Below are 26,580 nucleotides of genomic sequence, written 5' to 3'. Positions count from 1 at the left end.
GCTAGAATGAGCGATATTTCGTTTAATCCTTATTTAATATTGTTTCCGGTTGCATCGGAATGATTTAACCACAGAGAACGCAGAGAACACAGAGGGAGATAAGAGAGATGAATAATTCCGATGCTACCGGATTTGATATAACAAGGTTTACAGCTTGATTTTGGGTTGTTTAGCATACTACGTACTGAAGAACCAAATATTTCAACCTGAAAGCAGATGATGCAGTAATTTGCAGTATAGAAAATGGAAAAATAGTCATAGAGCCTGTAAATCAGAAAGTTTCCAAATATACCCTAGATGAATTATTAGCAGGCGAAATAGAACCGGGCGAAGAAATCTCTTGGGGAAAACCAGAAGGAGAAGAATTTTGCTAAAATATATCCCCGAACGAGGTCATTTTATTCGCTTCAATTTCGATAATCACAGAGATTTATGGAGAAACCCGGTTTCTGAGCCCTGCGCGATCGTGAGCTTTGAGCAAACTCGCCGGATCGGGTCCAGCGGGGATAATGCAGCCGGGATTCAGCGGGAACAAATTGCCGTAATAATCGCGCTTCACAGCCTCCAAATCGCAAGTGCCAGCCACTCCCGGTAACTGGTACAAATCGCGCAGATAAGCTCCCAAATGCTCGTAATCTTGAATGCGGCGCACATTGCATTTGAACAAGCTGTAGTAAACGGCATCAAAACGGAATAGAGTAGTAAAAAGCCGCACGTCTGCTAAAGTCACCCGATCGCCACAAAGGTAACGACTCCTCAAGAGCGATCGATCGATGTCGTCTAAAACAGCAAACAATTCACTACAAGCCGAGTCATAAGCAGCTTGAGATTGTGCGAAACCGCAGCGATAAACGCCGTTATTCACCGATTGGTAAATCTTCTCATTCCACTCGTCAATTTGCGATCGCAAATCCAGAGGATAAAGATCCATTTGAGGATTGCTAGCAAACTCGTTAAACTCCGAGTTTAGCATCACAATAATTTCCGAACTCTCGTTATTGACGATCGCCTTTTTCGAGTCATCCCACAGCACCGGCACCGTACACCGCCCCTGATAGCCCGGTAAAGCCAACTGGTAAAGTTCGGGCATCGTGTTGCAGCCAAAAGTCTCCGACTCCATCACCCACATTCCCCCTTCAGAGGGATAGACAATCGACACCGATATCGCATCTTCCAGCCCTTTGAGCGCTCTCGTCACCAGAGTGCGGTGCGCCCAAGGGCATCCCGTACCCACGAAGAGGCGATACCGTCCCGCAGCGGGCCCGTGAGGGTTGTCTGGTGCAGTGCTGACAAAGTTGCGGAAACTGCTGCTGGGGCGAATGTATGCTCCGGTGTGATCGGGCGGCGCTAGTTTTGACATCATTAATTGCCACATTGATGTCCAGACAAATTTGCCTAGCTTGACTGTTACGGATGAAGGAAGCGATTTGTTTTTCACAATGCGATTAAAAGAGGTTTGCTAACATAATCTGCTTATTTTAACTCACATTGCGAGGTTTATTCCCTCGTTCCCAGGAAGAGGCTGGGAACGCAGATCCAGAGGCTCTGCCTCGCTGTGTTCCCTCACCTGGGAACGACTTTTCTACTATCTGCCAGAGGCTATTTCAGCATAAGCTCGATCGATCAATCGGCGAGCAACCGTCTGAATTCCCGTATGTTCGTAATAATTGGTAGTCATGTCTAAAAACGCCGCCACATAATCCAATTTGTCATCAGTAACATCAACGTATTGCTTGAGATGGCCTAAAACTATGGCGGGAGTTAAGCCGCGAGACTGTACTAAATTGTTCATCCAACCTTGCGCTGAGGCGAAAGTTGATGTCACAAATCCGAACTTTTGTGAATTATTTGCGCCCGGAATTAGGTTGCTGATATTTTGGAATGTTGAGTTTTGCTGCAAGGTTGAAGGATTCAATCCGCCTAGGGTATTTTGTGCTACTCTAATGAAGTCCGGGCCAAGGGGAATTAAACCGTCAGCACACACTAAAGCAGCCATCCGCATCACAGATTCGCCTTTGTAAAGGGATAAATAATTACCAAAGCTTCCCACATTGTCAAGGGAAATATTGTTAAGTTTGCAGAAGGCAATTAGCTCGATCGCCACTTTGACGCACAAGTCGATCGTTTGAGTGGTGTCAGCTTTGGGAGTGAGGCGGTTCAGAAAGGAAAGAAAGCCGATGTTTTCGCCGATTTTACTGGCCATAGCCGTTGCACCTAACGCACTGTCGGCGCTGTCTGCTAACTGGTAAAGCCTGACTACGCCTTGATAGGGTTCGTTGGGGTTAGCGTAAAGCTCGATCGCGCGATCGCGAATTTTCCCAACTAATTTGCGCTTTGTTTCCCCTGTCACCGCTTGAATAGTATTATCAAAACCCGTTAGATTGTTCCACTCGCCCGGAACTACAAAATCGAGAGATTTTAACATCTTCACAGTGACGCCATTAGACGGCAAATTGTCAACCAATTCCACAATAGATTTACTCATCACACACTCCTGAATAGCCAGATTTAAAGTGTTCTATCAAATACTCCAACTTCGGAAAATCCGATTCCAGATTCCCGATGAATTTCCCAGAACTAAGTAGGTAAGCACAAATAAATATTAGACGACCAGCTCCCGTTTTGCAATCCTCTGAGCTTTTCTCTATTCTCTAACTCTGCGTTCTATGCGCCCTCTGCCGTTGATTAAAAAAGTCTTTTTCCCAAAACATTTGCATTTCACTCGCCAGCACAAAGTTAAGTTTCATTATATTGACAGACTCAAAATCGCCTAAACGTGTTAAAATAGATGGCGCAAAATAGAAAAATATAAAATATGACTGTTGCAATTAACACAACTCCGGGATTAGCCTCGCGCTTAGTAAATGGCGTACTTTCCATCAAGCCTTTGGCTAATCTAGCCAAGCACCAAGCGCGGGAAATGATGATAAAAAGAGCCGAAAGAATCGGAGTGCATTGGCGACAAGAATCCCAAGCACTTTTAGCTCGAAATTGGGAGGCAGAATTGCTCAGCGTCCAAAATCCCGATCTTGTTTACCCGAAATATTATCTAACTTCATTCCACGCTTATGAAAAAGGTAATATGAGTTGGGAAGCTGCTACAGAAGTTGAAGTTGCCGCCCGTACAGTTCACGCCGGAATTTGGCCGGAAGCGGGTGCAGAAGGCGATGCTAAACTCCGCGCCAGCTATCACGAAGTCATCAAATCTCAAATTGCTTCTTCACCCCAAGATATTGTTGATTTGGGATGCAGTGTGGGAATGAGTACCTTTGCTCTTGGGGATATTTACCCGGAAGCGAAGATGACTGGGGTGGAGTTGTCGCCTTATTTTTTAGCAGTTGCTAAATACCGTTCTCAACAGCGAGAAGCTGAATCTTTAAATCAAAAATCTCCGACTTGGGTTCACGCTGCTGCGGAATCTACGGGTTTGCCTGCGGCTGCTTTTGATTTAGTTTCTATTTGTTTAGTTTGTCACGAATTGCCGCAGAAAGCTACTAGAGAAATATTCCGGGAAGCGAGGCGTTTGCTACGTGTGGGCGGACATTTGACAATTATGGATATGAATCCTCAGTCGGAAGTTTATGCCAAAATGCCTCCTTATATTTTGACTTTGCTCAAGAGTACGGAGCCTTATTTGGATCAGTATTTTGGGTTGGATATCGAGCAAGCTTTAGTTGATTCGGGTTTTGCCCAGCCGACAATCACTTGCAATACAGTCCGACACCGCACTGTTGTTGCTGAGGCGATATAGCGGTTTTCAGTAGAGTGAAGTACAGATATCGGGTAGGAGACGGCACTGCCGTGTCTAAAGCTGTACTTCATCCGATTGAAAACTGCTATAAATAGTAAAGTTGCATCGATATTATTCAATCTTTGGGGCGGTGCGTGAGTGTAAATAGTCTAATTTGTGGATTTAAAAATTTCTGTTCCCGCGCCCCCTACCGATAAATAATTCCGATGCTACCGGATTTGATATTAGACAGCAGTAGGAACTATTCACACCGTTATTTGTTACACATTTTGATAGAACCCTAAAACAAGGACATCATCATGACCCCGACAGCCCCCTCTCAAAACGTCATCGATTGTTTCCAGGTTATTTTGAATGCGACTGCATCGAAAAATTACGAGCTTTTTACCACAGTGGGCGATGCAGGTTACAAAGCGGCTATTACACAACAAATGTTTGACGATGTTAGCGAGCAGCTCGCTTCACGTCTGCAAAAGGGATACTCAATTACTTATTTTGGTGAGATAAAACAAGGTAATTCTCCGATTTATTTGTGGAAGCTGAGTTTTGAAGATGGTGGAGATGAATTTGTGGCACACATGACGATGAATGGAGACAAAGTTGCTGGGATTTTCATCGAATAACATATCTTGCTTGATACGCCGTTTTACTGCAATGAATCTAACGCCGATCGCCCACAACCGTTAATCGGAATCTATCTGGTGGTACAAAGGTGATTCCCCGGCGCGCCGGACGAATGGGCCGATCGAGATTCGATACAAACTCACGGGAAGACAGCACCGTTGCTAAAACAAGCTTCATTTCAAACATCGATAACGCCATCCCGATGCAGCTTCGACTCCCGCCTCCAAATGGTAAAAATTCAGAGGCGGAAAACTTGCGGTCTAAAAAGCGATCGGGATTGAATAGAGCCGGGTTTTCGTAGGTTTCAGGCCGACGGTGCGCCAAATAGACACAGGGGATTAAAATCGTTCCCGGTTGATATGTATAGCCTTCGAGTTCGATCGTCCGTTTCACTTTGCGCGGCTGCGAAATTAAGGCAATTGGATAAACCCGCAGCGCTTCCTTGCAGACTGCTGTTAAGTAAGGCGACTGGGAAAGCGCGATCGGATCGGGATTCTCGCCTAATTCATCCAATTCCTGCCGCAATCTAGCGAGACATTCGGGAAACTGATGCAGCCAGTAAAACGCCCAAGTCAAGGCCGATCCAGTCGTTTCATGTCCCAACAACAACAGCGTCATCAACTGATCGCGCAATTCTTGATCGCCGAGGGATTCGCCGCTGTCGTCGCGGGCCATCATCAACACCGACAGAATATCCGTGCGAGACGAATCGAGAGAATGCGATCGCCTCTCGGCAATTTCCGCATAAATCAGCGAGTCAATCTGCGCCATCTGCTGCAAAAACTGCCCCCACGGGCTCCAAGGCCCCAAATTTTGCTGCAACGGTTCAAAGAAAAATTGCATGGAGTACAGCTCAGAGGTAATCGCCTCTAAAAGCTTGCTGAGCAATTGTTTCAGTTGTTCGTAGCGCTCTCCCGGCACTAATCCAAACACGACTTGCAAGATTACTTGCAGCGAAATTTCTGACATTTCTTCGCGGACTGCGATCGCATCTGGGGCTTTCCAGTCGATCGTCTGCTTTTTCGTCAAATCCACAATCAAATGCCCTTGACTGTGCAACTGTTCCCGATGCAGCGCGGGCATTAATAGCTGTCGCTGTCGCAGATGTCGCGTCCCTTCATTCATAATGAGGGATTCATTTCCCACCAGCGGGCGAAATACGTTGGTCACTTTGCCAAACTCAAAGGCATCCGCTAACGTCGTAAACACCGCCTGAATCGCTTCTGGACGGCCCAGAAACACCACGGGGGGCGAAGCGGGCCCCAACACGCGGGCGGTAAATGTATCGCCGTATTTGGCAGAGTAGCGATCGAAAAATGCGATCGGGTCAGCTACCAGCGAAAGCGTTTGGAACAAAGCAGGAGAACGAGATCCGGTAGGCAGCGTCATTGCAAAACTGGCGATACACAATATTTCTAGTGTATTTTGACATACTCCGAAGTTCTCGATCGACCTTGCAGCCTGAAATTTATCTGCGATCGATTGCGAAGGCAAGTAGCAAAAATAGTAATGCTATCGGGATCGATCGCAGATTGTATGGCTAGCTTCCCAACCTAAACTGCTAAAAGTTGTAGTTTTAGATGAAATGGATGGTAGCGATCCTTTGGGCATTATGCTCGCGAAAATCAAAGGACTTTGGGATACAATTGTTGTAAAAGCTGGTAGCCAGTTGGCTAAATTTGTTATGACATTAACATCCCGTGTTGTTCATAGCGACCCCGATATTCTGGGGGGAACCCCTGTTTTTGTTGGGACTCGTGTACCAATGAGAACCCTACTTGATTATCTTGAGGCTGGTGATTCATTAGAGGTATTTCTAGACCATTTCCCTAGTGTCAGTCGGGAACAGACAATTGCAGCTCTTGAATTAGCCAAGGAAATGCTGACAGCCTATGCGAATCCTGCTTGATGAATGTGCCCCACGACCTTTAAAGCGTGAACTTGCTGATTACGAGATACGCACAGTTGTTGAGATGGGATGGTCAGGAAAAAAGAACGGTGAATTGCTGCAGCTTATGAGTCAAGAGGGCTTCACAATTCTGCTCACCACAGATCAAAATTTGCGCTATCAGCAAAACTTGCAGCAAGCTGGAGTTGCAGTCGTTGTTCTTGTAGCATCAAGCAACAGGCTTCCTGATTTACTTCCTCTGGTAGCAGATGCTCGTAACGTTTTGAATACCATTACTCCGGGGGAAGTGATTGAAGTCGGAGGTTCTTAAAAGTTCTCTAAGCGACGCAGCAAAACAACGCCCATGCACCCGATCGCACAGAGGTTATGTGTTGGGAGCAGAGGTAGTCTGCTGCGGGTGATTGACACAGTTAGATCGCTCTATTTCTGCGAGGGTGGTTCCGCAGATTGTACGGCTAGCTTCCCAACCTAACATGACTGTTTTACGCTCTACTCCCCAGCAATAGCCACCGAGTTCTCCAGATTCTCGAATGACTCGGTGACATGGAATTAGATAGCCAATCGGATTGTTACCGATCGCATTTCCTACAGCTCTAGCAGCAGTTGGGCGTGCTACCATTTGAGCTATAGTTTGATAGGTGGCGATCGCACCAAATGGCAATTTCAAAAGTGCTCGCCAAACTTGAATCTGAAAGTTAGTGCCTTTTACCAAGAGCGTTAGTGGTTTTTGCTCGCTGAAAGTTTCTGAATTGAAAATCAGGTCACGCAATGATTGAGTGGCTTGCTCATCACGAATGATTTCAGCGTTTTTCCATTCCAATCGCAGTCTTTGTGCGGCGGTTTGTTCGTCTGTTGTATCCAAGAAATAAAGATTACAAATACCACGGGCAGTTGTCGCGATTAGAGATGTGCCAAAGGGGGTATCCTGAATACCATAGCGAATTTGCAAACCTGCTCCGCCTGCTTTAAACTCCCCTGGTGACATTGCTTCCAAGTTGACAAATAAATCGTGTAATCGTCCGGGACTCGATAGTCTCACGTCCAATGTTAGGTCGAGAAGGCTTTTAGTGTGAGTGATTTTTGACTTGGCATATTCAACTGTCAGATATTGCAAAAACCGCTTGGGGCTAATGCCGGCCCATTGAGTAAATAGCCGTTGAAAATGATATTCACTCAGTCCTATGTGTTGGGCCACAGTTGCCAGATTGGGCTGGTTTAGGTGGTGTTGTCGCATAAAGGCGATCGCCCGAGCAATCCGGTGATAATCTTCGCTAGCATAGACACTCGCATTCTGCATCGAAATCATCTAGTCTAAATCAAGGGAATTTTGATGTTTCCTCACTTTAGCCATAGAGTAGGCTCAAAGCCACCCGTTTCTTGCGGTGAATGCAGTCAGTCGATTTTAGATTTTAGATTTTAGATTGAAGAAAGCGACCTCACTGCTAAACCCGGGGGCTTGCGATGAGGATTCAAAGCTTTTTTCAGGCTCCACCGATGCTCGGGCGACTTGTAACCAAATTTCTTGATTGTCAGTCAATTAACCGAACTTTCGCTCTCACCCTCCGCGCAACTGCGTAACCAAGTGAACTAATTCCGGTAAAATTAGCTTTTCCACAGCTAGTTTCACACCATTGCTAGAGCCCGGAAGAGAAAAGACTAACTTGCCTTGATACACCCCTGCAACTGCGCGAGAGGCGATCGCTCTCGAACCAATTTCTTGATAGCTCAAAAACCGAAATATCTCACCAAATCCTGGTAAAATCCTGTCTAGCAAACTCTCCATCACATCATAAGTCGTATCTCGGGGAGCGATGCCCGTGCCGCCGTTAAAAATGATTGCATCCACATCTTCACGCTGGGAAAAAGCCTGCATTTGCAATACAATTTTGGCCGCATCATCTTTAACAACAGTGTAAGCTACCACCGAGTGACCCGCATCTTTTAGCAGCTTCTTAGTTAACAAGCCACTATTGTCTGTTTCAGCGGAGCGCGTGTCGCTAACAGTAATGATAGCGCAATTTACGGTTATTTTAGATAAGTCGGGGTGAGGAATTTGCGTCATAGTTTCTTCTTCTAAGCAATCGGCAATCGGCAACGGGCGATCGGCTAATTACCAATTACCTATTACCAATTACCAACTACCCATTATGCCTTGCTAAATCCTAAGCCGTTTGCTTCCGAGTAGCGTTCCATAAAACGCATAAATCGATCCCATTCTGCGGGATTTCTCATTAGATAAAGAGCTTCCAAACCAGCAGGCTGACCGTTGATGAACTTAGCCTTAACCTCGCGAGTGAGGATTTCGCCTTCTTCGTCGATCATGTACATTCCAGTAATGTCTTCGGTACTGGTGCTGCTGAGAGCTTTGGGATTTTCAAAGATAAACGTGGCAGTGCCTTGAGCTCCCGTTTTAGAACGGGTTAGGCGCACTTCGGGCACAGCATCTTCGTCTATACCCCGAGAAAATTGAATTTTAGCCATAATCTGACAGTCGAACCTTAAGGATTGCTTAATTTCTTAATGTTTAATCATAAAACGATTCGGGTACTCGCAAATCAAGACTTGGGAGAGTGGAAGCGGGTGAGAGTGGGGGAGAGTGGGGGAATCGCAGACAAGGGCGAGGGGAGATGGTTTGGTTCTTTGTACCCCAAGTTATCCTCTCCCTTGTCTCCCAATTCCCTTAGACGATGTAGGGAGAGTTAATTGGATCGGCGCGGTTTGTAGCTACCAGAGTTTGGTAGATGAGGGCGGATATCTCGCCACGGGTGATGTCGTGGGCGGGGGAAAGCTTTTCGCGCGCGGGATAGTTGACCACGATTTTGCGCTCTGTGGCGGTTGCTATCTCGTCGGTGGCAAAACTGGGAATCTGAGCTCGATCGACATAAACGCTCAAAGAATTGGGGTTGCCCCCCGCCAACTGCAAGCCGTTTACCAAAGAAACGATCGCCTGAACTCTAGTCAAATTCTGCTCCGGGCGAAACGTGCTGTCTGGATATCCAGCCAAAAAGCCAGCTCGATTAGCTTGGTCGATCGCTCCCTTGGCCCAAAAATCCGCCGCCACATCCTTAAAAACCATCGCCTCACGGCGCGGCACCAATTCAAACGCCTTCGCCAACATAGCCGCATACTGAGCTCTAGTTACAATCTCGTAAGGTTGAAAAGTGCCGTTGGGAAACCCGCTAACAATATTCCTCTTTGCCAAGCGATCGATAAAATCCTTAGCCCAATGCGTGCTGATGTCGCTAAACTTTAGCCCGCCAGGAGTCGGAGTTGGCGTCACATTGCCCAAATCAAATAAACCTTTCACCCGCGAAGAATTGAGCTGATTTCCCACCGCAGAAATCTTAACCCCAGTCGCGTTTTGTAAGTCTAATTCACCGTTATTCTGAAAAATATTGCCGCCCAAATCTTGAGCAGTACCAATATCTGGCAGCGACTTCCCCACCGCAGTCAAACCGTCTTCGGTATTTTTTTCAATGCGATTCTTACGCAAAACCGGCTGAGATTCCCCCGCTAAAACGATACCGGATCGATTTTCCAAAATTTGGTTATCAACAATCAAAGGACCCGACTGAGCTTGCAGAGAAATGCCGAAACCCGTCTTTTGAAAAATATTGCGCCGTATTGCTCCTTTAGCAGTTCCCGCTATAATCACCCCAGCGGCTGAGTTTTCCACAAATATGTTGTCGAGAATCGCAGGATTAGCAGTGCCCGTGGCAAAAACGCCTTCGCCCTTACAAAGTGTGAAAGTGCAGTTAGCCACAGTCGGAGAAGTTGACTCAATCCAGACTCCCGTGCCGCCACTATCGAGATTAGTAACAGTTACTCCGCGCAATTCCGAATTAGTTGCTAGCAGTATCGTGATATTTTGACCCGCAGCGGTGGGACTGACAAATTTGCCGCTGCCTTGAATCAGAATGCCTCTACCTTTGTTAGTTTCATTGCCAATAACTTTTACTCCCGAGGGAATTTCCAAGGGGAATTTTTCGCCACTAGCAGCGCTGTAAATTCCCGGTGCTAATTGAATAGTGCTTCCCGATGCAGCGCGGGCGATCGCGCGGGCTATAGTTTTGAATGGGGCTGATTGGCTGCCGACTGCGGAATCGCTGCCTGTTTGCGGGTTGACATAAAGTGTTGCCATGTTTTTGCCCAAGAGATAATTGGCGATCGAGCTTTTGTGCAATTTTCATTGTCTGCGAACTTGACCCCGGATTTATATTCACCTTTGATTGCGGAGATTATTTAATTGCACGATATCCGCAATATTACCTCTCAGGAGTGGCAACCGCAGGGGGATTGCCCCTACAAATCACTAAACTATTAATTCTTGGGTCAAAAACCGGGTTTCTTGGCTCCGGTTCCACCTAAAAATCAAGAGTTTTAGTTAAGAAAGCCGATTTTTTTTCGTTTTCAGTCAGCAGATGGTAAGGCATTTATTTCTGGGTGTAATCCGTCTTAACTGCCAGCCTATTTCACAATACAAGACGCCTCCAAAACCACTAGAATTTCATTTTGAAAAACAGTACAACTTGTGATTGCTGAAGCTAAGGCGGGAATTTTTCCTTGTTGGAGAGAAAGCATGGCCTGCGGTGTAGAATCAAATTGATTTAGCCAGCCATCATCCTTTACATACTGAAGACTCAAAGCATGGCGATCGAGCATCCAAAAATCAACTCCATATTGATTAATAAAATTTTGCAATACAGCTCGCTCGGGAGTGTACTGAGCGCGAATTAAATCGCTAAGTCGCTGCCGATATTTGCTGTAGTAGCCTTTTTGATACGGCACTGCATATTCCTTTGCCACCAAAACTGAACGTTGACTAAATGTTGGCAAATGGTCAGTCTCTGCCGCGATTGAAGCAATCAAAATATCTTTAGGTTGTTGCTCAAAAAATTTGTACAAACCCGACATTTTACCTTCTACATAGCCGACTGTGGGAAATTTTTCGACCAAGCAGGGATAAAACACAACGGCGATAGCGATTGTGGCTGTCGTAATTAGTGCAAGTAGATTTTTTATATCAAATTTTGTTGCGGCTTTTGATGCCCAATAACCGACTCCATCGATAATTAAAGTTAGGGCAATCGCAGTTATCAACACAACAATAAATCGCAAGCTGTAGGCAGTATAGCGACCTGGTTGATACAGCTTAAAAAGGGTAGCGTGAGCCGCAAAAAACATCGCTGATGATGCTACAAATAGCTGAAGCAAAAGCCAGATTTTGCTTTGAATTTGATTTGCTAAGGGAAAAGCCGATCGCAAAAACACCAGCAGCGGAAATAACAGCCCGACACAGTGAGTTACAGGCGTAAACAGCGACTTGGGAAACATCCCGCTGCCCCGCCCTGTCAACCAATAATCTTTGGGATTTGGACGAAAAAAAGCATTTCGGCCGCTGGGGACAAATTCGGCCATTTGCTTCGCTTCTGCTGCGGTATAAGTTGGGCCAAATTCAGACTTATCTAAGGCATAGGGCAGCATTACTAAAAAGATTACTCCCAAACCTGTACTGCAAAATAGATAATTAGTACGATCGCCCGACAAGCGCAAACCGCCGTTTTTCCAGCATAGCAGCCGCAAAACTAAAATTCCGGCAGCAACCAAGGCGTAAGGAGGATAGAATAGTCCGATCAGCGCGATCGCTCCCAAACAAGGCAGCAATGAAGTGCGCGACAAATAATATAAAAAAGCAAGGAATATTGGGTATATAAAAGCTCTTGGCGTTGTGGAAGCCAAATCATCGGTCATCCACATATGCTGATTTAACAGCAAAGATGCAATAAATCCAGTCATCGGCACTGGCAGCATTTCTAGACAAAGACCAAAACAGTAATAAGTCGAGATTAAGCCGAGAAATAGCGGCAATATTTTGTGAAGAAATAGCGGGTGAATACCAACTGTGGCGGCTAATTTGTAGAGCGTGCTGTATCCTGCGGGGGCGACTGATTGAAAGTAATTAGCAATGAAATCGTTGGGGAATAATTCAGGATCGACAAACCGCATCATCCAGAAAACGTGCTGTCTCGCATCGTCTTGCACCATATACTCGGCCCTGAAGGCTTGCTTGAGTCCTAAAACCGCATAAAGTGCAGCAAATGTCAAGCTCAAAGTCAACCAAAATATTGTGTGCGATCGGGATTTGCGATCGACTGTAGCAGTCAGAAATTTGTGCAACCGAGCTATTAATACCATTTGAGATTTGAGATTTTAGATTAAAGAATTGAGCAGGACTGATTCTCAAAACTGAGATTATATCATGCCCGGTCAATTACCCCTAATAAAAAGTGTTTGTCGTGAGGACTTTAGTCCTCACGACAAACCGCTTTACTTTCAACTTCGCCGTATTTTAGATTATTTTCCCGGCCGCACACCCGCAATTTTAAGACGAATCCGATACAGACTTGTATTAGCCGTAATGTAAAGCGTTTTGCGATCGCTTTCTCCCCAAGCCACATTAGTCGCCGTCTCAGGCACAGAAATCTTCCCCAAAAGCTTGCCATCCGGCGAGAAAATCCACACTCCCCCCGGCCCGGTGGTGTAAACATTCCCCTCTACATCAACTTTTAAACCGTCGGGTACTCCGCTTTGACTGGCGTCTTTTAAATCTGCAAAAAGCCGCTCATTTGTAACAGTTCCGTCTGGTTTTACATCGAAAACGGCAATGTATCCCGCTTCCGAATTGTTGACATAAAGTTTTTGCTCGTCTGGTGAAAACGCGATGCCATTGGGCAGCACCAAATCCTTAACCAGCAGAGTTAATTTTCCGTCGGGTGCCAGCAGGTAAACACCGTAAAAACCCAATTCTTCCTGATCTTTAGTAACACCGTAGGACGGATCGGTAAAATAAATGCTGCCGTCGGATTTAACAACCAAATCGTTCGGGACTGTTGAGCCGCTTGCCCTCGTATTTATCCGCCAATGTGATAACTTTGCCATCTTTTTCAGTGCGGGATACGCGGCGATTTTCGTGTTCGCCAGTAAGTAAGCGGTTTTCTTTGTCTAAAGTATTCCCGTTGGCTTTTCCCGAAGGGGTGCGAAATATCTCAACTTGCTGATTTGAGGCTAATTTATAGATAATATTGGCGGGAATATCGCTGAACAGCAAAAAGCCGTCTGGATGCCAAATCGGGCCTTCTATAAATTGAAAATTGCCAGCGACTTTTTCTAATTTCGCACTGTCATCAAGAATATCTTGCACGGCGTTTTTTTTCTCCTTGTTTTCCGTCTGGGCGGTCAACTTTGTTAAGTTACCCCTGAGTTTTTGGCTGGGGTTGCTGACTGCTAAACTTAATACTATCAACAACAAACTAATTGTAGCAATTTTGATTGTCATGTTTGCTCATAACTGAATTACTCCCTTTGCCCCATAAGATTACCTATCTCCTTCTTTACTTCTTCTTTTCTTGGTGATAAGAGCCGTATCCCGCCGCTGCGCTAACAGGTCGAAAGCGGTTCGTCAACTCACTATTTTGATAAAAAAAGATAATTTAGAGCGGTATTAAATTCTATAGTACCGTATGTAACAAAAAAAAAGCAGCTCGCATTTTCGAGCTTAATTATATTTAACTTAAAACGTTTCACCTGTCAACTTTCAAGCAGCGAATGATATAAATAGCGAGGCAATACCGATCGCGATCGCCCCTATAGCCATCACAACAGACGAGAAGCGGTGATAACTCTTAACCGTCGTACCGCTATCGCTTTCAAGCTGAATCAAATCCATCCAAGGTGCAACACCCCGGCGGAACCAACCCAAAGTCCTAACATCCATTCCAATCAAGCTTTCAACCCGTTTCAAGCCAAACATAAAATTACCAACTGGCCCAAAACGAGAAGCATAGCGCAGATAAATCATTCCCGTTCTGTCTTGCAATTTCAAATCAGAACCGAAGGTATAACCCGCATCGCCGCGACCAATTAATTCGCCTTGTAGTTGCGTCGGTTGACCCCGCAAGGGACTGGCGTAAGGGTCAGACATTAAGGTTAAAACATCCAAATGTTCTGCTTCTTCGTAATTCGGGAACATCACCAAAGTCTTGAGCAAAATTCCCGTACCTACACCGATTAAAGGACAAGCAACCATCATCATCGGGTTTACAGCATACAGCGAAATGCCGATCGCAAAACCCACCGCTAATCCCAGAGTTTCTGCACTGTACAGCAGTAAATCGAACACAAAATTGCCGTACAATCTCCGCTTGCTCAAATCGTTGCCTTCACCGACAATCCGGCCCATGTCAAACTCAACATCCAAGTCTAATTGTTCGGCATAAGTGCTCAAAGCGCGAACTCGTTTACCAGTCAGGGGGTGAGTAGAGTTCAACTCCATCCACCAACCCCACGGATTAAACATATCCCACAAAAACACTCGCCCAATTTTTTCCGGTTCCGAAGTAATCCTGTAAGCAGTTCCGGTAGATGTGGCAGCTTTGGCATCGTAAATGCCTAAAGCGCGAGTTCCTTCTAATAAGCGGCTGGGTTCGGTGGCTCTTTGCCCTTCTTCCAAAATACCGTAAGCAATTTTTACCAAAGCGCGAGACAAAGCGTTGGGATTTCCGGTTGTTTCGGCTGCAAAATGGTCGGCAAAATATTCTCGCGTCCGTGACAAATACAGCAATAAATAAGTGCCGGCGATATAAAACAAATAAGCAACAGCAGCTACAGTACCGGCAGCATCTTTAGCTTTGTTGCCACCACTTCGACCCATCCTGTGAGCTGTAGTGTAAATTAAATAAGTAATCTGCACCAAAGTCGAAGCTAAAGTCATTACTGCAAAGTCCCAGTGGACGATGTGACCGAGTTCGTGGGCGTAAACAGTGGCAATTTCTTCGTCGTCTAAATAGGTAAAAAGACCTTGACTGACGACTAAGCGAGCGCTGTTTGGAAATGAACCGTAAGTAAAAGCAGTAGGGTTTTGGTCGTCGATAATTCCTAAACGCGGCTGCTGGAGTTTTTTCTGCTTGCAAACCTTCTTAATAACTTTCGCTGTTTCGGGACTGAGGCTTTCAATTTCTGCTAGGGAAACCCAGCGAGTATGGTATAGCCAATTTTGGCTTAAGTCCATCAAGTAAGGCGATAGGAAAAAAGCAGCGATGTTAAAAATCAGAGTTATGGGAAGTGCGATCGCCAATCCGGCGACTGGATCGGGACTGTTGAGAATCAAAACTGAGGCTAAAGATAGCGCTAACACCATACCAAATAGCATGGTAATGGTGACGCCGGAAGCTAAAACGAGATTTCCGCCAGTTTTCTGTATCAGTTTAACGCCGGCTTTGGCGGCTCGCCCTGCCTTGCGTAAAGGGGCGTGAGATGACATAATAATCTCCAAAGGTTATTGACAAATGGAAATGACCGTGGGATTTTATCTATACTTCACTGTTTTAACCTGTTAATATGGATTGCTGTAAGGGGTGTCAACAAAAATATAGAATTTCCTCTAGAATTGTTAAGACTGAAAACCGCCCCTAAATTTATTTGTGCGGATTCAATTCAAAACTCAAAATTCAAAATCCAACAATCAAAACTATTTGAAAGTTACTGCCATGTCTATTATTGAAATTGCCCAAAAAACGCGCGTATCTGCTAGAAAGTTGGCAGTTTTGTCCGCTGATGCCAAAAATCAAGCTATTGAAGCTATTGCGAAAGCTTTAGAAGCTGCTGCGCCGGATATTTTGGCGGCGAATGCGGCTGACTGCAAGGCGGCTGAGGCGGATGGAATTGCGAAACCACTGTACGATCGCCTCAAGTTGGATGAGAGCAAGTTGAAAAGTGCGATCGCGGGCGTGCGCGACGTTGCGAAACTCCCTGAGCCGATCGGTGTCGTGCAAATCCACCGTGAATTGGATACAGGATTAATTCTGAAGCGCATCACCTGTCCTTTGGGCGTTTTAGGCATTATTTTTGAAGCGCGCCCCGAAGCTTTAATTCAGATAGTATCCTTGGCAATCAAATCGGGAAATGGCGTCATTCTCAAAGGCGGCAAAGAAGCAGTCCGTTCCTGCGAAATCTTGACAAAAGTGATACATCAAGCATTAGCTGAAACCGCAGTCAATCCCGAAGTCGTGCAGTTGCTGACCACGCGGGAAGAAACAATCGAACTGCTCAAAATGGATGAATATGTAGATTTGATTATTCCCAGAGGTTCTAATTCTTTCGTGCGTTTTGTGCAAGAAAATACGCGAATTCCCGTGCTGGGACACGCCGACGGAATTTGTCATTTGTACGCAGACAAAGCGGCGGATATTCAGAAAGCAGTAGAGATTTCTGTAGATGCAAAAACTCAGTATCCAGCCGCCTGCAATGCCATTGAAACTTTGTTAGTTCACAGTGCGATCGCCCCCAAATTCCTGCCCGCTGTTGCCGCAGCTTTGCAGCAGAAAAAAGTCGAACTGCGGGGAGACGAAAAAACTGGCGCCATCCTCGAAAATATTGCCGAAGCGACAGAAACAGATTGGTCTACAGAATACAGCGATTTGATTTTGTCAATCAAAATAGTAGATTCTGTGGACGAGGCAATTAACCATATCAATACTTACGGTTCCCGACATACAGATGTCATTGTTACCGAAGACAGCGAAGTCGCCGAAACTTTTTTAAATGGAGTCGATGCGGCCGGAGTTTATCACAATTGTTCGACTCGATTTGCCGACGGTTTCCGCTACGGTTTCGGTGCAGAAGTGGGGATTAGCACGCAGCAAATGCCGCCTCGCGGGCCTGTCGGTTTAGAGGGCTTGATTACCTATAAGTATCGAGTTGTTGGAGATGGCCATGTTGCCGCGAGTTATGTAGGAAAAGATGCTAAGGGATTTACACATCGGGATTTGTAATACAAGATTTACGCAACGGGCATAATTAGTAGGGTGCGTCCGAACCCGAGTTCCTGAATAATCACCCTAGAACTGCGTCTGACGCACCCTACAACTCAATAGATGTGTGACACTTACGTAAGTCCCGATTATGACAGAAAATCCAAATCAACCCAGAGAATACGATGCTGTCCTCGGCGGTGAATCTCAAGTACCATTGTCTGCGGCCGTTTTAGGCGGGATTCCCGGCGTTAAAAGTCGGTTAGCTTCTCCCATTGTTGAGGTTAAAATTGCTGCACTGTCTGAAGCGCTGAAATATGGAGAGCCAGGTTTAGAATTAATAATTGGGGCACTGCAAGATGAATCAATCGCGGTGAGATTTGCAGCCTATTCGCTGCTCAAGGATAGAGATGAATTAAATTTAAAAGGGCAGTTCCAAAAATATTTGCCTACTTATGAGTTTGATGTAATAACAGTAAATGCTCAAGGAAAAGAAAACAGTCGCCGCCGTCATTATGCTCACTTCTTCCCCGAAGACTTAGGGAATGGAAGTGTACAGGAAATGGTTTATATTCCCGGCGGCACATTTATGATGGGTTGCCCAGCAAGAGATAAATATAGAAGAGATAAGGAAAGTCCGCAGCATCAAGTAACAGTACCCGCTTTTTTTGCAGGCAAATATTCCATCACCCGAGGACAGTGGCAAGCACTGATGGGAAACAACCCATCGTGGTTAAAATTTGAAAAACGTCCTGTACAAGTATCGTGGGATGAGGCCGTCGAATTCTGCGATCGACTCTCGCAACAAACGGGGAAAAAATATCGCCTCCTGAGTGAAGCAGAATGGGAATATGCCTGTCGTGCGGGTACAACAACCCTATTTCATTTTGGGGAAACCATTACCCGGCAATTAGTCAACTATGAGGACGACTACCCCGACAGACCACTCCACTCGAAACAACCAACCGATGTCGGGAGTTTTCCCTCCAATGCCTTTGGACTGTACGATATGCACGGCAATGTTTGGCAATGGTGCAGCGATAGGTGTCACGAAAACTATAACGGCGCACCAACTGACGGAAGTTCCTGGGAAACCACAAATAATTACCGAGTGATGCGTGGCGGCAGTTGGGCTAACTTCGCGGGCCTTTGCCGCAGTGACTATCGCTGCTTGGTCTCGGAGGGCGGTAGGAGGGTGTACGGGGGTTTTCGCGTAGCGGTTTCTTCCTCGTCCTAGTTTTCCCGGCGAAGACTCTTCTTTACCCTTTTACCCTCTGCACTTTTGCCTTTTCCCTGACGGCACAAGGGCGATCGAAATCGCATTTTACCTAAATTTCAAAAGAGAAAGCAGTTAGAAGCTTTCAAAGAGCATAAGTTACCAGAAAAAGCAGGTGAATAAGCGCGATCGCAGTTGGGATGATTTTAAGAGTGCGCTGTTATATTATTGTTTGTTTCCCACATAGATGGCTGGTAAAACCCACCCAATAGCCTGTAGATAGTGAATCTTAAGCCAAGTGTCCCTCCTCCTTCATCCATCCCAAAAAAAGCGATCGCCCTGACATTCAAACAAACTTAGCTACAATAAGCTATACTGTGCTCGGCGACTCCCCAACTCGAACAATTTGCCGTGGTTTATGTCTAACTCCTCCCTCCTCGCCCCCGGTTCGACTCTCGAAAAACGCTACCGCATTCTCCGCGAATTGGGCCGCGGTGGCTTCGGGCGCACTTACCTCGCCGAAGACATCAACCGCTACAACGAATCTTGCGTACTCAAAGAGTTTTCTCCGGTAGTTCACAGCCCGAAAGCTGCCGAATTGTTCGATCGCGAAGCCAGTATGCTTTACCACCTCCAACACCCGCAAATTCCAAGGTTTCGAGAACTTCTGCGAACGGATTTGGGCGGGAATCCATCTTTATTTTTAGTACAAGATTATATCAAGGGTCAAACCTACGAAGAAATATTGATATCGCGCCAGCAGCAAGGTAAAAATTTTACCGAAGCCGAAGTTACTCAACTGCTATTTCAGCTTTTACCAGTTTTAGAATACATCCACTCAAAAAATTTAATTCACCGCGATATTTCCCCGGATAATATTATTCAGCATGATGCTGACAAACTACCCTTTTTAATTGATTTCGGTTCGGTCAAACAAATCGCAGCCAATGCCGTAGTTCAGTTTAACGGACAATCGGATACGGCGATCGGCAAACAGGGTTATTCGCCGGCAGAACAAATCCGGCTGGGTAAAGTTTCTGCTGCTAGCGATTTGTACGCTTTAGCCGTCACGGCTTTGGTACTGCTAAGCGGCAAAAAGCCTCAAAAATTGTACGATATCAATAATAAAACTTGGGATTGGCGATCGCACGTCAGTGTCAGCTCAAATCTCGGCACAGTGTTGGATAAGATGTTAGCAGAACAACCCGGCGATCGCTACCAATCTGCAAAAGCAGTCCGCGAAGCACTAAAAGATCCAAAACTATCTCAAATTGGCAGTATAATTTCCCAAATGGTGACAATGAACTTTGTCGGCCGCCCTTTCAAAAACACCACTCAAACTGCTACCAGTAATCATACTCCTGTTCACCAAAATCCTCAACTTGTTAACAACAACAGCACATTCAAGTTAATTCCTTGGAAAACCCTAGGGAGTTTAAGTGTGATTTTGGTGCCAGGAATTTTAGCTTTTAGTGTAGTCAAATCTGGTTTCACGTTGCCCAAGTTGCCGGATTTACCTAAATTTTCTTCGCGCCAGCCACCTCCCGATACATCTTTAGAGCAAGCAGAAATAATTCGTCAAGAAAACATTGGTAAACGGCGCAAAAATCTCAACATTAATCAAGATATTTTCTATCAAAAAGTGGATGAATTATATTACAATAAATATCCCGAATTACAAGGGCGCAGCTTGACAGAAAAGCCAGAAGATGCTGAAATTAGGCGGAAATGGTATGAAGTTGCTGAGGATTTACTGGACAAGTTGGAGAAAGGAGGAGAGTTGTGAAATTTAAGATAGAATAAGAGTGATTGAACCGCAGAGGGCGCAAAGAGCGCAGAGAGAAGCGGAAAAGGGCAAAAAAAGAGAGGGAACAGAAAGAGAACCTTTATCTGGTTTAATACAAATTGGTTAGGCAACGCACTTTTAGTTTATTGCAAAATGGATTCTATTCAACTTACAGGAATTCGCTGCTACGGATATACGGGCTATCTGCCTGAAGAGCAAGTTTTGGGGCAGTGGTTTGAAGTGGATGTTACTCTCTGGCTGGATTTATCGCAAGCTGGAAAAAGTGATGATATTCAACATACTCTTGATTACCGCAGCGCAATTACTCTGATTCAAAAGCTAGTCAAAGACTCGAAGTTTTTATTAATCGAACGCCTAGCCGATACTATTGCTCAAGCGCTTTTAGAACTACCGTTAGTCGAAAAAGTTAAACTACAACTCTCGAAACCTGCGGCTCCCATCCCTGATTTCGGGGGTAGAATTACTCTAGAAATTACTAGAAGTCATTAGTCATTAGTTCTTAGTCCTTAGTCATCAGTCTTTAATCTGCATTAGTTTATCGCTAATGACTGATGACTGATGACTGATGACTATTGATTAATTACCACTTCAGCAAGTTAAATTCTTCCATGTCTACGGTATTGCGGTTGCGATAAATCGCCAAAACAATTGCCAAACCCACCGCAGCTTCAGCCGCCGCAACCGTAACTACAAACACGGTAAATACTTGGCCCTTAACTTGTACGGGGTCGAGATAATTGGAGAAACCCATCAAATTGAGATTGACAGCATTCAGCATCAACTCGATCGACATCAACACGCGCACTGCATTTCGGCTGGTAATCAAACCGTAAATACCAATACAGAAAAGTGCGGCGGCTAATAACAGGAAATACTGGAGTTGCAGTTGCATAAATTTTTTGAGTCTTTCTCAATCAACATTACTACAAGACAGAGAGATAGGTGCAGTGAACACCCTACTGTAGCGTGTCTAAATCATTCATACACTAGGGGTAGTGATAGCTACCTACCTCCGAGCGGGGCAACCACGGGTAAATTGCCCCTACCTTAATTGTACGAATCATTTAGACTCACTACTTTTACTTAGATTCTGGCGAAGACACATCTCCGGCAGAAACTAATTCGCGAGGTCTTTCCGGCAAACTCAAAGCAGGTGTTTCGGATAGCTTCTTTGACAACAGTTCATCCGGGAAAAAATCACGGCGCGCCAACACAATTGCCCCTACCATTGCCATCAACAAAAACACGGATGCTAACTCGAAAGGCAGCAAAAAGTCGGTGAAGAAATGTTTGGCGATCGTGACGATCGAACTTTCGGCCGGTGCTCCTGTCGTCGCGACAATAGTCCAAGGAGTAGACACCACCATCGTACCCAAAAGCGCAAACAAGCCTACGCAAACTACTGCTGTTGCTACTTGACGCACCCAAGCGTTGGGAATTATGCGGAAATCTTCTCGCTTGTTCACCAACATAATCGCAAACAAAATCAAGACGTTAACAGCGCCAACATAAATCAATACCTGCGCTGCTGCTACAAAGTCGGCATTCAGCAACAAGTACAAGCCGGCAATGCTGGTAAATACGCCGCACAGCAAAAAAGCTGAGTAAACGATGTTAGATAACAGCACTACTCCTAGTGCTCCTCCAATCATCATTACGGACAGTATGCCAAATGAAACAATTTGAACCCCTTCAGCTAGATTCACAATTTTTTATCCTTTGGTAATTGGTAATTGGGAATTGGTAATTGGGCATGAGGACATTGGGCATGAGGCATTGGGCATTTGTTAGTAGTTATTTAGTTATTAGAAAAACTACTAACAAGTAACCACTCATCACTAATTACTAACTATGCCCCATGCCCCATGCCCCATGCCCCATTACCTACTTTTCGATAATTTCCTCTGGACGCAGACCGGCGCGGCGATCGGTGTAGGAAACTTCATGGGGGTCGATCGCACCTTTCGGTAAGTAAGCGAATTCTCGCAGCGGTGTCACCATCGGGTCATCTGTAACCTTGTAGGGCAAACGTCCGAGGGCCACGTTGTCAAAATTCAATTCGTGGCGCTCGTAAACGCCTAACTCGTATTCTTCTGTCATCGACAAACAATTAGTCGGACAATATTCTACGCAGTTGCCACAGAAGATACAAACACCGAAATCGATACTGTAGTGCTTGAGCTGTTTCTTCTTGGTTTCTTTGTTGAATTCCCAATCCACTACAGGTAAGTTGATCGGACATACCCGAACGCAAACTTCGCAGGAGATGCACTTGTCAAATTCAAAGTGAATTCTGCCCCTAAAACGTTCGGAAGGAATTAATTTTTCGTAAGGATACTGCACCGTAATCGGTCGGCGTCTCATGTGGTCAAAAGTAACACCTAGACCTTGACCGATATACTTAGCAGCTTGAAAACTTTCTTTGGCGTATTCGCCTACTTGATTGAGGAATTTTAACATGGTGTTCTCTCTCTGTACTTAAGTTTTTGGTAATAGCTAATTGATAATAGGTAATTGGTTAACAGCTATTTTTTTTAGCTGTTGCCATTTACCTATTATCAATTAACCGCCAAAAGCAAAGGGAAAGGCAAGCTTCAAAGCTGCGGTCAATAGCAAATTAACTAAAGCAACGGGCAGCAAAAACTTCCATCCCAAATCTAGCAATTGGTCGATCCGAACTCGCGGCAGAGTCCAGCGGAGCAGAACTGCCAGAAACAGGAAAAAGTAGGCTTTCAACATGGTCATCGTAATGCCCAGCAAGCCAGTAATTACCTGCAACCAAGGAGTCGTCTCGCTCAATCCCAGGGCATTTGTCAGCACTTCGACCGGAATCGGACTTTCCCAGCCGCCGAGGTACAAAACTGCTACTAGCAGGCAAGAAAGGACGAGGTTAACGTAGGAAGCGATGTAGTACAAAGCAAATTTCATGCCCGAGTACTCAGTCTGATATCCTGCTACCAATTCTTCTTCTGCTTCCGGGAGGTCAAAGGGCAACCGTTCGCATTCTGCTAGTGCGGAGATCCAGAAAATCAGGAAACCTGCTGGTTGCCGCCAGATATTCCAGCCGACAATGCCGTAGTCGGCTTGCTGGTGTACGATGTCGATCGTACTGAGGCTGTTGGACATCATCACAACTGCCAATACTGCCAAAGCTAGGGGAATTTCGTAGCTGATGGATTGAGCGGCTGCTCTGAGTCCGCCGAGGAGGGCGTATTTGTTGTTTGAAGCATAGCCGGACATCAGCAAGCCGATCGGCTGAATGCTAGACAGGGCAATCCAGAGAAATATCGCTGTCCCCATATCGGCGATCAGCATATGCTCTCCGAAGGGCACGATTAAGTAGGAGAGAAAAACTGGAATTACCACAATTACCGGGCCTAGGGTAAATAGCAGCGCGTCAGCTTTTGCCGGTACAATGTCTTCTTTGAATACCAACTTCAGACCGTCAGCAACGGGTGCTAAAACTCCCAGAGGGCCGATGAATTCCGGGCCTACCCGCTGTTGAGCGGCGGCGGAAATTTTCCGTTCCAGCCAGACGCTAGTGAGTACCCCGAAAACGGCAGCGACAATCATCAGCACCATTGGCAGTGGTAGCCAAAGCACTTGGGCGATGTCCGCCGGTAAGCCCCAATTCATGAGGGCTTCTACAAAACTTCCTTGTAAGTCAATTCCTGGGTTCATTTGTCCAGCTTTTGAGCGATCAGCATATAATTTTTCACCCGTCCTTTGTAGGAGTAGGCTTAGAAATCGGGGTCTTTGTAAAGATTTTTAATGCTTTACCGCCTAATAGTATATCGCCCGACAGGCTCCAAGAACGCACAGACAGGGTGAAGTTCTAATTATATGAGCCTGCAGCGTAGCTAATGGGTGGGTAATTTATGTATTTTTACTTAGTCGATCGAGCTGATCTATTTTAGATTGTAGATTTTAGGTTTTAGATTGAACATGGAATGCCAAACAAAAGGGCCCAGAGTTAACTCTGGGCCCTTTTGATGCTTTAAAGTGCCTTTCAAATGGCTTAAACCATTGATTTTACGTCACTTCTTTTATGGAACTGGGCAGAATCGAACTGCCGTCCAAAGCGGGTATTTACCTTCCGATCGTTCACAGGTTTATCCCTTCTAATCCTCAGGGCGGGAACCATCTTTATCCCAAATGGGGGGATTTTCTAGTGATTGCTTTCCTAGCTAGCCGACTAGAAACGTTTAGCTAGGGCATCCGTTGGGGGTTGTTATGCTACCGTTAACGGAGTGAGGTGGCATACACTCTAAACCAAGCTCAAGAAGTTTTTAGGCTACAGCTACGGCTTTGCGAGCGAAAGGAACGATGTTGTTCGCATTTACTATTTTTTTTGAGCCGATATTAACGAGAGTAGACTCCCTCTCGACCTGCATCACGGAGCAGCTTTCGCCACCCTGTCGAAACCATTACAGCCCCTCGTGTGTTCTTTAATCATAGACAATATTTCGTGTTGCGTCAACTAGATTTTAGATTTTAGATTTTGGATTTTCGATTTTGGCACAAAGCTGAGTGGGGAATATTTACATCTTTCACCATTTTCTTGAACAGGCAAGATGCCTGTTGCACAAGAGTTGAGTTTTCCTGTGGGGTGGGCATCTTGCCCGCCCTGGTTTATTGACAAGGGTGCAGGATGTCACCGCTGCCAAGTTTAATGCAAGTTGTCGTCCCAGACGCCGATGTAAATCCGATCGCGCTCATTGCGTTCGATCATCCCTTCGAGCGAACCCTTCCTAAACGTAAACCGATTACTCCGGCGCTGCTGCACGTCGCCCAAGCCTTGCAAAATCTCCCTGCTGGCGCCGCCCACCATCCCGTTTAACGCAGTTCGCACTACCAAATCGTCCACCGACGGGGCAAAAGAACCCTCTGTTTGTACTAGCTGGTCCGAATCGCGATCGTAAATGTAGCCGAGAGTAATCCGGTTCGGCAATATTTCGTAAAGTGCGGTGCGAGTATTCGGCCAATAGCCCCGCGCTTGAGAGTCAGTCGGTTCTCCCAATTCCGATAAAATCTGACTTTCCGCCGTACCAACGGCATACCCAGGGATTGTGGGAGTCTTCTGATAATTGGTTCCCGGTTGTTCGCTAGGTGCGGGCGATCGATCTGGCGGCAACTCTTTGTCAACAAGTTTTTCCGTTGGTGTAGGTTCGACAGCCTCCGGAGAAGGCGCTGGTGTTGGCGCTGGGGCTGGTGTTGGAGTTTCAGCATCCGGCGCTGGAGTTTCAGCAGCCGGCGGAGTTTCTCTGGGAGTCGGCGCTGGAGTTTCAGCAGCCGGCGGAGTTTCTCTGGGAGTCGGCGCTGGCGTTGGTGTCGGCGCGGGAATTTGTGCGGGGCTTGAGCGCGCGTCTGGATCTACAGGGGCCGAAGTGCGATCGTCCTGGGCCACCGGTGCGGGTTCCGAAGACGGCCGGCTGAGGAAAACCCTAGCAATCCCGACCAAACCTGCAACAATAAGTGCGATCGCCACGAACCCCAAAATCCACCAAACCTTGCGGTTGTTGTTCCCTGAAGGCACCACAGCAGGCGCTGTTCTCGAACCCGCAGGCGACTGAGGCCCGTGTCCCGGAATCACCGCCACCGTCGGCCCGGTACTCGGCGACGCTGCACCATGAGGCTGCCCATGCAGCAGCGACAGCCACTCATCCACGGTAGCAGGGCGATTTTGAGCTTCTACCGTCATCCCCCGCATCACCGCTTGGCTGACTGTCGTACTTAGCTGAGGCTGCAAGTCGCGGGGCGAAGGCATCGGCTGGCTGGTACGCAAAATTGCAGCCACCGGCACCTGTGCTGTCAGTAAAGTGTAAAGCGTCGCCGCCATACCATAAACATCTGTGGCGGGCGTATATTTTCCTTGGGCGAAATACTGTTCTGGGGGCGCGTAGCCGTCGGACACCATATTAGTGTGACTTTGGGTTGCACCGGGAGTAAACTCGCGGGCAATGCCAAAATCAATCAGCACGACTTCCTGAGTACCTTGGCGCAAAAGAATGTTTTGCGGCTTGACATCTCGGTGCAGCAAACCCTTTTGATGAACAACTTTTAAAGCAGCGCCAATTTGAGTGATGTAGAGAATTGCAAGATTTTCTGGCAGCGGATTATTTGAACCGACTACATCGCCCAAATTCTGACCGGCTATGTAGTCCATCACCATGTAAGGCTGCCCGTCTTCCACAAAGAAATCGCTGACGCGGACAATATTCGGATGAACGCAGGAAGCCAACCGCCTCGCTTCGTCTTGAAACTTGCGATCGAACTCAGCAAAATTGGGTTGCTGCCGCAGAGATTCGTTGAGGGTTTTAATGACTACAGGCTGTCCTAAATAGCGGTGATTTGCCCTGAAAGTTATTCCAAAGCCGCCGCGGCCCAATTCTTGTTCGAGGGTATATTTTCCACCCTGTAAAGTTTTGCCGATTAGCGCATCCATAGGTTCAGGCGATCGCGTAC

General features: G+C 46.2%; 21 protein-coding genes, 1 other RNA gene and 2 pseudogenes. 8 read left to right on the top strand and 16 right to left on the bottom strand.

What is annotated here, in order from left to right:
• Positions 1 to 430: 430 nt before the first annotated feature.
• The gene (locus D0A34_16490; protein ID UNU20256.1) at positions 431 to 1,441 is read right to left on the bottom strand and encodes a glutathione S-transferase family protein; all 1,011 of its coding nucleotides are present in this window, start codon (positions 1,439 to 1,441) and stop codon (positions 431 to 433) included.
• A gap of 144 nt (positions 1,442 to 1,585) precedes the next feature.
• Complete coding sequence (locus tag D0A34_16485; protein UNU20255.1) at positions 1,586 to 2,485, bottom strand: hypothetical protein; 900 nt, start codon at positions 2,483 to 2,485, stop codon at positions 1,586 to 1,588.
• Positions 2,486 to 2,815: 330 nt separating this feature from the next.
• Between D0A34_16485 and D0A34_16480 the strand changes: the two genes are divergently transcribed.
• Together D0A34_16480 and D0A34_16475 are read left to right on the top strand one after the other, a co-directional pair.
• Positions 2,816 to 3,751 (top strand): methyltransferase domain-containing protein, encoded by a 936-nt coding sequence (locus D0A34_16480; protein UNU20254.1) that lies wholly within the window; start codon positions 2,816 to 2,818, stop codon positions 3,749 to 3,751.
• A gap of 299 nt (positions 3,752 to 4,050) precedes the next feature.
• Complete coding sequence (locus D0A34_16475; GenBank protein ID UNU20253.1) at positions 4,051 to 4,374, top strand: hypothetical protein; 324 nt, start codon at positions 4,051 to 4,053, stop codon at positions 4,372 to 4,374.
• A 37-nt stretch (positions 4,375 to 4,411) separates the two neighbouring features.
• Here D0A34_16475 and D0A34_16470 read toward each other — a convergent pair whose 3' ends face one another.
• Positions 4,412 to 5,764 carry a cytochrome P450 gene (locus D0A34_16470; protein UNU20252.1) on the bottom strand — a complete coding sequence of 451 codons (1,353 nt, stop codon included), beginning with the start codon at positions 5,762 to 5,764 and terminating at the stop codon, positions 4,412 to 4,414.
• A gap of 256 nt (positions 5,765 to 6,020) precedes the next feature.
• On the opposite strand from D0A34_16470, the gene D0A34_16465 reads away from it, so the two are divergent.
• Positions 6,021 to 6,284 carry a DUF433 domain-containing protein gene (locus tag D0A34_16465; protein ID UNU22333.1) on the top strand — a complete coding sequence of 88 codons (264 nt, stop codon included), beginning with the start codon at positions 6,021 to 6,023 and terminating at the stop codon, positions 6,282 to 6,284.
• On the top strand, positions 6,268 to 6,594 hold the full coding sequence (locus D0A34_16460; protein UNU20251.1) for a hypothetical protein: 327 nt from the start codon (positions 6,268 to 6,270) through the stop codon (positions 6,592 to 6,594). Before D0A34_16465 ends, D0A34_16460 begins: the two co-directional genes overlap by 17 nt.
• A 141-nt stretch (positions 6,595 to 6,735) precedes the next feature.
• On the opposite strand, the pseudogene D0A34_16455 reads toward D0A34_16460, so the two are convergent.
• From D0A34_16455 to D0A34_16425, 7 genes and pseudogenes are all read right to left on the bottom strand, one after another.
• A pseudogene (locus tag D0A34_16455) lies at positions 6,736 to 7,590 on the bottom strand (methylated-DNA--[protein]-cysteine S-methyltransferase).
• Positions 7,591 to 7,839: 249 nt separating this feature from the next.
• A complete protein-coding gene (locus D0A34_16450; protein ID UNU22332.1) occupies positions 7,840 to 8,346 on the bottom strand; it encodes a MogA/MoaB family molybdenum cofactor biosynthesis protein in 507 nt (168 codons plus the stop codon).
• Positions 8,347 to 8,429: 83 nt separating this feature from the next.
• The gene (locus D0A34_16445) at positions 8,430 to 8,765 is read right to left on the bottom strand and encodes a photosystem II reaction center protein Psb28 (GenBank protein ID UNU20250.1); all 336 of its coding nucleotides are present in this window, start codon (positions 8,763 to 8,765) and stop codon (positions 8,430 to 8,432) included.
• A gap of 199 nt (positions 8,766 to 8,964) precedes the next feature.
• The gene (locus tag D0A34_16440; GenBank protein UNU20249.1) at positions 8,965 to 10,425 is read right to left on the bottom strand and encodes a DUF1565 domain-containing protein; all 1,461 of its coding nucleotides are present in this window, start codon (positions 10,423 to 10,425) and stop codon (positions 8,965 to 8,967) included.
• A gap of 326 nt (positions 10,426 to 10,751) precedes the next feature.
• Positions 10,752 to 12,479 (bottom strand): hypothetical protein, encoded by a 1,728-nt coding sequence (locus tag D0A34_16435; protein UNU20248.1) that lies wholly within the window; start codon positions 12,477 to 12,479, stop codon positions 10,752 to 10,754.
• A gap of 159 nt (positions 12,480 to 12,638) precedes the next feature.
• A pseudogene (locus D0A34_16430) lies at positions 12,639 to 13,620 on the bottom strand (SMP-30/gluconolactonase/LRE family protein).
• Between the two features lie 258 nt (positions 13,621 to 13,878).
• The gene (locus tag D0A34_16425) at positions 13,879 to 15,603 is read right to left on the bottom strand and encodes a peptidase M48 (GenBank protein UNU20247.1); all 1,725 of its coding nucleotides are present in this window, start codon (positions 15,601 to 15,603) and stop codon (positions 13,879 to 13,881) included.
• Positions 15,604 to 15,829: 226 nt separating this feature from the next.
• On the opposite strand from D0A34_16425, the gene D0A34_16420 reads away from it, so the two are divergent.
• From D0A34_16420 to folB, 4 genes are all read left to right on the top strand, one after another.
• Positions 15,830 to 17,113 carry a glutamate-5-semialdehyde dehydrogenase gene (locus D0A34_16420; GenBank protein ID UNU22331.1) on the top strand — a complete coding sequence of 428 codons (1,284 nt, stop codon included), beginning with the start codon at positions 15,830 to 15,832 and terminating at the stop codon, positions 17,111 to 17,113.
• Between the two features lie 130 nt (positions 17,114 to 17,243).
• Complete coding sequence (locus D0A34_16415; protein ID UNU20246.1) at positions 17,244 to 18,329, top strand: formylglycine-generating enzyme family protein; 1,086 nt, start codon at positions 17,244 to 17,246, stop codon at positions 18,327 to 18,329.
• A 397-nt stretch (positions 18,330 to 18,726) separates the two neighbouring features.
• The gene (locus tag D0A34_16410; GenBank protein ID UNU20245.1) at positions 18,727 to 20,094 is read left to right on the top strand and encodes a serine/threonine protein kinase; all 1,368 of its coding nucleotides are present in this window, start codon (positions 18,727 to 18,729) and stop codon (positions 20,092 to 20,094) included.
• Positions 20,095 to 20,247: 153 nt separating this feature from the next.
• The gene (gene folB / locus D0A34_16405; protein UNU20244.1) at positions 20,248 to 20,604 is read left to right on the top strand and encodes a dihydroneopterin aldolase; all 357 of its coding nucleotides are present in this window, start codon (positions 20,248 to 20,250) and stop codon (positions 20,602 to 20,604) included.
• Positions 20,605 to 20,695: 91 nt separating this feature from the next.
• Here folB and nuoK read toward each other — a convergent pair whose 3' ends face one another.
• The 6 genes from nuoK to D0A34_16375 all read right to left on the bottom strand — a co-directional run bounded on the left by nuoK (position 20,696) and on the right by D0A34_16375 (position 26,560).
• A complete protein-coding gene (gene nuoK / locus D0A34_16400) occupies positions 20,696 to 21,007 on the bottom strand; it encodes an NADH-quinone oxidoreductase subunit NuoK (protein UNU20243.1) in 312 nt (103 codons plus the stop codon).
• A 187-nt stretch (positions 21,008 to 21,194) separates the two neighbouring features.
• On the bottom strand, positions 21,195 to 21,821 hold the full coding sequence (locus D0A34_16395) for an NADH-quinone oxidoreductase subunit J (protein ID UNU20242.1): 627 nt from the start codon (positions 21,819 to 21,821) through the stop codon (positions 21,195 to 21,197).
• Positions 21,822 to 21,999: 178 nt separating this feature from the next.
• On the bottom strand, positions 22,000 to 22,575 hold the full coding sequence (gene ndhI / locus D0A34_16390; protein UNU20241.1) for an NAD(P)H-quinone oxidoreductase subunit I: 576 nt from the start codon (positions 22,573 to 22,575) through the stop codon (positions 22,000 to 22,002).
• Between the two features lie 102 nt (positions 22,576 to 22,677).
• Positions 22,678 to 23,796, bottom strand: a complete 1,119-nt coding sequence (gene nuoH, locus D0A34_16385) for an NADH-quinone oxidoreductase subunit NuoH (protein ID UNU20240.1) — start codon at positions 23,794 to 23,796, stop codon at positions 22,678 to 22,680.
• 365 nt (positions 23,797 to 24,161) lie between these two features.
• Positions 24,162 to 24,552, bottom strand: a transfer-messenger RNA (tmRNA) gene (gene ssrA, locus D0A34_16380).
• 232 nt (positions 24,553 to 24,784) lie between these two features.
• Entirely contained in the window at positions 24,785 to 26,560 is a 1,776-nt protein-coding gene (locus D0A34_16375; protein ID UNU20239.1) for a serine/threonine protein kinase, read from the bottom strand.
• Positions 26,561 to 26,580: the final 20 nt, after the last annotated feature.

Source organism: Microcoleus vaginatus PCC 9802, assembly GCA_022701275.1.
Lineage (GTDB): Bacteria > Cyanobacteriota > Cyanobacteriia > Cyanobacteriales > Microcoleaceae > Microcoleus > Microcoleus vaginatus_A.
This window is presented reverse-complemented; position numbering and strand designations above follow the sequence as displayed.

Bases quoted from the DNA above. Each gene is read 5' to 3' on its own strand.
- D0A34_16485 (UNU20255.1), bottom strand. From the start codon at position 2,485: ATGAGTAAATCTATTGTGGAATTGGTTGACAATTTGCCGTCTAATGGC.
- D0A34_16480 (UNU20254.1), top strand. From the start codon at position 2,816: ATGACTGTTGCAATTAACACAACTCCGGGATTAGCCTCGCGCTTAGTA.
- D0A34_16475 (UNU20253.1), top strand. From the start codon at position 4,051: ATGACCCCGACAGCCCCCTCTCAAAACGTCATCGATTGTTTCCAGGTT.
- D0A34_16470 (UNU20252.1), bottom strand. From the start codon at position 5,764: ATGACGCTGCCTACCGGATCTCGTTCTCCTGCTTTGTTCCAAACGCTT.
- D0A34_16460 (UNU20251.1), top strand. From the start codon at position 6,268: ATGCGAATCCTGCTTGATGAATGTGCCCCACGACCTTTAAAGCGTGAA.
- D0A34_16450 (UNU22332.1), bottom strand. From the start codon at position 8,346: ATGACGCAAATTCCTCACCCCGACTTATCTAAAATAACCGTAAATTGC.
- D0A34_16445 (UNU20250.1), bottom strand. From the start codon at position 8,765: ATGGCTAAAATTCAATTTTCTCGGGGTATAGACGAAGATGCTGTGCCC.
- D0A34_16440 (UNU20249.1), bottom strand. From the start codon at position 10,425: ATGGCAACACTTTATGTCAACCCGCAAACAGGCAGCGATTCCGCAGTC.
- D0A34_16435 (UNU20248.1), bottom strand. From the start codon at position 12,479: ATGGTATTAATAGCTCGGTTGCACAAATTTCTGACTGCTACAGTCGAT.
- D0A34_16425 (UNU20247.1), bottom strand. From the start codon at position 15,603: ATGTCATCTCACGCCCCTTTACGCAAGGCAGGGCGAGCCGCCAAAGCC.
- D0A34_16420 (UNU22331.1), top strand. From the start codon at position 15,830: ATGTCTATTATTGAAATTGCCCAAAAAACGCGCGTATCTGCTAGAAAG.
- D0A34_16415 (UNU20246.1), top strand. From the start codon at position 17,244: ATGACAGAAAATCCAAATCAACCCAGAGAATACGATGCTGTCCTCGGC.
- D0A34_16410 (UNU20245.1), top strand. From the start codon at position 18,727: ATGTCTAACTCCTCCCTCCTCGCCCCCGGTTCGACTCTCGAAAAACGC.
- folB (UNU20244.1), top strand. From the start codon at position 20,248: ATGGATTCTATTCAACTTACAGGAATTCGCTGCTACGGATATACGGGC.
- nuoK (UNU20243.1), bottom strand. From the start codon at position 21,007: ATGCAACTGCAACTCCAGTATTTCCTGTTATTAGCCGCCGCACTTTTC.
- ndhI (UNU20241.1), bottom strand. From the start codon at position 22,575: ATGTTAAAATTCCTCAATCAAGTAGGCGAATACGCCAAAGAAAGTTTT.
- nuoH (UNU20240.1), bottom strand. From the start codon at position 23,796: ATGAACCCAGGAATTGACTTACAAGGAAGTTTTGTAGAAGCCCTCATG.
- D0A34_16375 (UNU20239.1), bottom strand. From the start codon at position 26,560: ATGGATGCGCTAATCGGCAAAACTTTACAGGGTGGAAAATATACCCTC.